The organism is Pseudomonas sp. Sample_9, from assembly GCF_004307535.1.
GTDB classification, from domain to species: domain Bacteria; phylum Pseudomonadota; class Gammaproteobacteria; order Pseudomonadales; family Pseudomonadaceae; genus Aquipseudomonas; species Aquipseudomonas mercuritolerans.
In genome coordinates, this window is record NZ_RAZO01000374.1 from 22771 (window position 1) to 28373 (window position 5603).

General features: G+C 60.3%; 7 protein-coding genes. 6 read left to right on the plus strand and 1 reads right to left on the minus strand.

Going from position 1 to position 5603, the window contains the following annotated elements; genetic code table 11:
- From D6877_RS21550 to D6877_RS21575, 6 genes are all read left to right on the plus strand, one after another.
- On the plus strand, positions 1–419 hold a 419-nt coding region (locus D6877_RS21550), incomplete at its 5' end, for a YicC/YloC family endoribonuclease (RefSeq protein ID WP_130912054.1).
- 12 nt (positions 420–431) lie between these two features.
- Complete coding sequence (gmk, locus tag D6877_RS21555; protein WP_039757364.1) at positions 432–1052, plus strand: guanylate kinase; 621 nt, start codon at positions 432–434, stop codon at positions 1050–1052.
- Positions 1053–1220: 168 nt separating this feature from the next.
- Complete coding sequence (rpoZ, locus tag D6877_RS21560) at positions 1221–1484, plus strand: DNA-directed RNA polymerase subunit omega (RefSeq protein ID WP_008030604.1); 264 nt, start codon at positions 1221–1223, stop codon at positions 1482–1484.
- A 57-nt stretch (positions 1485–1541) separates the two neighbouring features.
- The gene (gene spoT, locus D6877_RS21565; protein WP_007920338.1) at positions 1542–3647 is read left to right on the plus strand and encodes a bifunctional GTP diphosphokinase/guanosine-3',5'-bis pyrophosphate 3'-pyrophosphohydrolase; all 2106 of its coding nucleotides are present in this window, start codon (positions 1542–1544) and stop codon (positions 3645–3647) included.
- Positions 3648–3671: 24 nt separating this feature from the next.
- Positions 3672–4052 (plus strand): RidA family protein, encoded by a 381-nt coding sequence (locus D6877_RS21570; protein ID WP_014340863.1) that lies wholly within the window; start codon positions 3672–3674, stop codon positions 4050–4052.
- A gap of 65 nt (positions 4053–4117) precedes the next feature.
- Positions 4118–4858 carry a hypothetical protein gene (locus tag D6877_RS21575; protein ID WP_130912050.1) on the plus strand — a complete coding sequence of 247 codons (741 nt, stop codon included), beginning with the start codon at positions 4118–4120 and terminating at the stop codon, positions 4856–4858.
- A 140-nt stretch (positions 4859–4998) separates the two neighbouring features.
- Here the strand turns inward: D6877_RS21575 and D6877_RS21580 are convergent.
- A partial coding sequence (locus tag D6877_RS21580; RefSeq protein WP_130912051.1) for an NAD-dependent epimerase/dehydratase family protein occupies positions 4999–5603 on the minus strand: 605 nt, incomplete at its 5' end.

A 5603-nucleotide genomic window follows, 5' to 3' on the forward strand; every position in this document is an offset into this window, starting at 1 on the left:
GCGCGGAGCTGGCTCGCTTGATCAACGACCGCCTGACGTCCATCGAAGAAGACGTCGTGACCCTGCGAGAACTGGTGCCGCAGATGCTCGCTACCCAGCGCCAGAAAGTCCTCGACCGCTTTGCCGACATGAAGGCCGAGCTCGACCCGCAGCGTCTGGAACAGGAAATGGTCATTCTCGCGCAAAAAAGCGACGTGGCCGAAGAACTGGATCGCCTGAGCACCCACATCATCGAAGTTCGCCGGGTGCTCAAGTCCGGTGGTGCCGCCGGGCGGCGCCTGGACTTCCTGATGCAGGAGCTCAACCGCGAGGCCAACACACTGGGCTCCAAAGCCTTCGACCCGCGCAGTACCCAGGCCGCCGTCAACCTCAAGGTGTTGATCGAGCAGATGCGCGAACAAGTGCAGAATATTGAGTAAGGCTACCCTGACATGACCCAACACACCGGCACCCTGTACATCATTTCCGCGCCATCGGGCGCGGGCAAGAGCAGCCTGGTCAAGGCGTTGACCGACGCCGATCCGGAGATCCGCGTTTCGGTCTCGCACACCACCCGCGCCATGCGCCCGGGCGAAGTGGATGGCGTGAACTACCATTTCGTGACCCGCGAAGAGTTCGTGAAGATGGGCGAGCACGGCGACTTCCTTGAACGCGCCGAAGTCTTTGGCAACTTCTACGGCACCTCGCAAAGCCGTTTGCAACAGACCCTGGACGAAGGTCACGACCTGATTCTGGAAATCGACTGGCAAGGCGCCGAGCAAGTGCGCAAGCTGATGCCGCAAGCGCGCTCGATCTTCATCCTGCCGCCATCGCTGCAAGCCCTGCACCAGCGCCTGACCAATCGCGGCCAGGACAGCGACGAGATCATCGACGGCCGCATGCGCGAGGCGGTCAGCGAGATGAGCCATTACGTCGATTACGATTACCTGATAATCAACGACGATTTCGCCCACGCGCTGGACGATCTGAAAGCGATTTTCCGCGCCAATCAGCTGCAACAGAAACGCCAGCAAGTGCGTTTCGGCAAATTGCTGGCTGAATTGCTCGGCTAAATCAGCACTTCCCAAAATGCCTGCAAGCGCTTTACATTGGTGCTTGCAGCGCGTTGAAGGGTCTGGTCAAAAAATCAGCGCTTCCCTAATCGCTGGTGATTTTTTAAACTGCTCAGTCCGCTCGCCCAACCGGGCAGCGCGCATATTGCATTCGCTCCGAGGAATACCATGGCCCGCGTAACCGTTGAAGACTGCCTAGAACACGTGGAAAACCGCTTTGAGCTGGTCATGCTCTCTACCAAGCGTGCCCGTCAACTGGCCACCGGCGGCAAAGAGCCATTGGTGCAGTGGGAAAACGACAAGCCGACCGTTGTCGCGCTGCGTGAAATTGCTGAAGGCCTGATGAGCTACGAGTTCATCGCCGAGCAGGAAATCGTCCAGGATGAACCGCTGTTCGCAGCGTTCGAGGACGAGTCGAACGAGGCCGTCTAAGCCTATGCCTGGTCGACGTAGCACGGCGCGGGGTCACAGCTTTCGGCAGGATTCATCATGCCGAGCATAGACGCCCTCGCCGATCGCTTATCGACCTACCTCGGCAACGACCAGGTCAACCTGGTCCGCCGAGCGTATTTCTACGCCGAACAAGCCCATGACGGTCAACGCCGTCGCAGTGGCGAGGCGTACGTCACGCATCCTCTTGCCGTGGCCAATATTCTTGCCGACATGCACATGGACCATCAGAGCCTGATGGCCGCGATGCTGCATGACGTGATCGAAGACACCGGTATCGCCAAGGAAGCGCTGCAAGCGCAGTTTGGTGAAACCGTGGCCGAACTGGTCGACGGGGTCAGCAAACTGACCCAGATGAATTTCGAGACCAAGGCCGAAGCCCAGGCGGAAAACTTCCAGAAAATGGCCATGGCCATGGCGCGCGACATCCGGGTGATCCTGGTCAAGCTCGCCGACCGTCTGCACAACATGCGCACGCTGGAAGTCCTGTCCGGCGAAAAGCGCCGACGTATCGCCAAGGAAACCCTCGAAATCTACGCGCCCATTGCCAACCGGCTGGGCATGCACGCGATCCGCATCGAGTTCGAAGACCTAGGTTTCAAGGCAATGCACCCGATGCGTTCCGCGCGAATCTACCAGGCGGTCAAGCGCGCCCGGGGCAACCGCAAGGAAATCGTCAACAAGATCGAAGAGTCCCTCGGCCATTGCCTCGCCATCGACGGCATCCAGGGCGAAGTCAGCGGGCGGCAGAAACACCTCTACGGCATCTACAAGAAAATGCGCGGCAAGCGTCGGGCCTTCAACGAGATCATGGACGTCTATGCGTTCCGGATCATCGTCGACAAGGTCGATACCTGCTACCGCGTACTGGGTGCTGTGCATAATTTGTACAAACCGTTGCCCGGACGCTTCAAGGATTACATCGCGATCCCCAAGGCCAACGGCTATCAGTCGCTGCACACCACGCTGTTCGGCATGCACGGTGTACCGATCGAGATCCAGATCCGTACCCGCGAAATGGAAGAGATGGCCAACAACGGCATCGCCGCCCATTGGCTGTACAAGTCCAGCGGCGACGAGCAGCCCAAAGGCACTCATGCCCGCGCTCGCCAGTGGGTCAAAGGCGTGCTGGAAATGCAGCAACGCGCCGGCAACTCGCTGGAATTCATCGAGAGCGTGAAGATCGACCTGTTCCCGGACGAGGTCTACGTATTCACGCCAAAAGGCCGGATCATGGAGCTGCCAAAAGGCTCCACGGCGGTCGACTTTGCCTACGCGGTACACACCGATGTCGGCAACAGCTGCATCGCCTGCCGGATCAATCGTCGTCTCGCGCCGCTGTCGGAACCGCTGCAAAGCGGCTCCACGGTCGAGATCGTCAGCGCCCCCGGCGCACGGCCAAATCCGGCGTGGCTCAACTTCGTCGTTACCGGCAAGGCGCGCACGCACATTCGTCATGCGTTGAAACTGCAGCGCCGTTCGGAGTCCATCAGTCTCGGCGAACGTCTGCTGAACAAGGTCCTCAACGGTTTCGACAGCTCGCTGGAAAAGATTCCGGCCGAGCGCGTCAAAGCGATGCTTACCGAATACCGTCTCGAACTGATCGAAGACCTGCTCGAAGACATTGGCTTGGGCAATCGCATGGCCTACGTGGTCGCCCGCCGCCTGCTTGGCGAAGGCGAACAACTGCCGAGCCCGGAAGGCCCGCTGGCGATTCGCGGCACCGAAGGCCTGGTGCTCAGTTACGCCAAGTGCTGCACGCCGATCCCAGGCGACCCGATTGTCGGGCACCTGTCGGCGGGCAAAGGCATGGTCGTGCACCTGGACAACTGCCGCAACATCAGCGAAATCAGGCACAACCCGGAAAAATGCATCCAGCTCTCCTGGGCCAAGGATGTCACCGGCGAATTCAACGTCGAGCTGCGCGTCGAGCTGGAACACCAGCGTGGCCTGATCGCCCTGCTGGCCAGCAGCGTCAACGCGGCCGACGGCAACATCGAGAAAATCAGCATGGACGAACGCGATGGTCGCATCAGCGTCGTGCAGTTGGTGGTCAGCGTTCACGACCGTGTGCACCTGGCCCGCGTGATCAAGAAACTGCGCGCCTTGACCGGGGTGATCCGCATCACCCGCATGCGTGCATAACCTGCCTATTACAAGGAGTCCTACATGACCAAAACCGTCATCACCAGCGACAAGGCCCCGGCCGCCATCGGTACTTACTCCCAGGCGATCAAGGCAGGCAACACCGTGTACATGTCGGGCCAGATTCCTCTGGACCCGAAAACCATGGAACTGGTCGAAGGCTTCGAAGCCCAGACCGTCCAGGTCTTCGAGAACCTCAAAGCCGTGGCCGAAGCCGCCGGCGGTTCGTTCAAGGACATCGTCAAACTGAACATCTTCCTCACCGATCTGAGCCACTTCGCCAAGGTCAACGAGATCATGGGCAAGTACTTCGACCAGCCATACCCTGCCCGCGCCGCCATCGGCGTGGCCGCCCTGCCGAAGGGTGCGCAGGTTGAAATGGATGCCATTCTGGTCATCGAGTGATGCGCACGGCGCGGCCTCCACGCCGCGCCGACTGCCGCAAGAAAAGGTTTTGAAAGGATTCCACCATGCGCAAAGCGCTAGCTCTCTCGCTGCTCGTCCTGTTTCTCGGCGGCTGCGCCAGCGACCCTGCCGACCGTGACATCAGCGGCACCTGGATCAATCAGGTGGCGATCGATGCCGCCGCCAAGGGCGGTCCCCTGCGTGAAGCGCTGCAGGCTTACGGCCCGAATCTGGAATGGGACGTCAACACCAAGGCCGGTCAGGCCCGCTACACCAACGGTTTTGAGAACGTCGAAGGACGGCTGCTGGGCGAAGAGTCCGGCGCCTGGAAAGTCGACTTCTACGGCAGCTCCGCCAGTGAACTGAAACGCGATGGCGGGCGCCTGCAACAAGCTGCCAGCGACAATGAACCAGAACAAGTCTTCGATCGCGCACAGATCCCGGTGCCCGAAGGCGCGCCAATCGGCGCCAGCTTCGAACGCGCGCTGTATTCAGCGTATCTGGGCGGTAACTGGACCATCGCAACCGGCCAGGGTGAAGGCGGTACCGTGCAGTTCCAGGCCGACGGCCAGGTAACCGGCCTGCCGGGCGTTGACCGTTATGCCTTGTGTCTGGCGGGCGATTGCGCGTCCATGAGCAATGGCAACGACAGCATGTGGCTGCAACTCAATGGCCAGGGTAATAACTGGATCTTTGTGCGCAAGGGCAAGGAGCTGGAGATTCTGCAGGCAGTCAACGCTGCGCTGGCGGATGAGCAACCGCAGTTTGCCGCAGGTGAGCGCAAGTGGTTGCTGGAGAAGCAGTAACCTGCCTCCGAAATCTCAGAAGATCAAATGTGGGAGCGAGCCTGCTCGCGAACGCGGTGGGTCAGTCAAACTGATAATGACTGACATACCGCATTCGCGAGCAGGCTCGCTCCCACAGTGGTTTTTGTGTTGCTGAAAATTCAGCACTTACCTTCAAGAATCGCTGCATAGCCTTCGCGATAACTCGAATACTTCGGCACCCACCCCAACGCTTTCGCCCGCGCATTGCTGCAACGCTTGCTGCCAGTGCGCCGCACGCTGGCGTCTTCGGCCCATTCAGTCACACCCAGGTACTCGCGCAACCAGCCCACCACTTCGGCCAACGGCGCCGGCGCGTCATCCACACCGATATAGAGCTGGTCCAGCTTGACCCCCTCGCGGTCTTTTTCCAGCAAGAACGCCAACAGACCCGCCGCATCATCAGCATGAATCCGATTGCCATACAGCGGCGGATCAATCGCCACGCGATACCCGCGACGCACCTGAGTCAGCAGCCACTCGCGGCCCGGGCCGTAAATGCCGGTCAGGCGCAGCACACTTGCCGGGATGCCGCTATTGAGCGCGACCTGCTCGGCTTCGAGCATCAAGCGACCTGAATATCCGGCCGCGACAGTCTCGGAGGTCTCATCCACCCATGCTCCATCCTGCTGGCCGTACACGCTGCTGCTCGACACGAAGATCAGCCGCTCAGGCACTTGCCCATAGTCGTCCAGCCAGCTCAGCACGTTCTGCAAGCCTTGCACGT

What these genes read in the sequence shown, in the direction of transcription:
- spoT (WP_007920338.1), top strand. Translation starts at nt 1,542, where the DNA reads ATGCCGAGCATAGACGCCCTCGCCGATCGCTTATCGACCTACCTCGGC.
- D6877_RS21570 (WP_014340863.1), top strand. Translation starts at nt 3,672, where the DNA reads ATGACCAAAACCGTCATCACCAGCGACAAGGCCCCGGCCGCCATCGGT.
- gmk (WP_039757364.1), top strand. Translation starts at nt 432, where the DNA reads ATGACCCAACACACCGGCACCCTGTACATCATTTCCGCGCCATCGGGC.
- D6877_RS21575 (WP_130912050.1), top strand. Translation starts at nt 4,118, where the DNA reads ATGCGCAAAGCGCTAGCTCTCTCGCTGCTCGTCCTGTTTCTCGGCGGC.
- rpoZ (WP_008030604.1), top strand. Translation starts at nt 1,221, where the DNA reads ATGGCCCGCGTAACCGTTGAAGACTGCCTAGAACACGTGGAAAACCGC.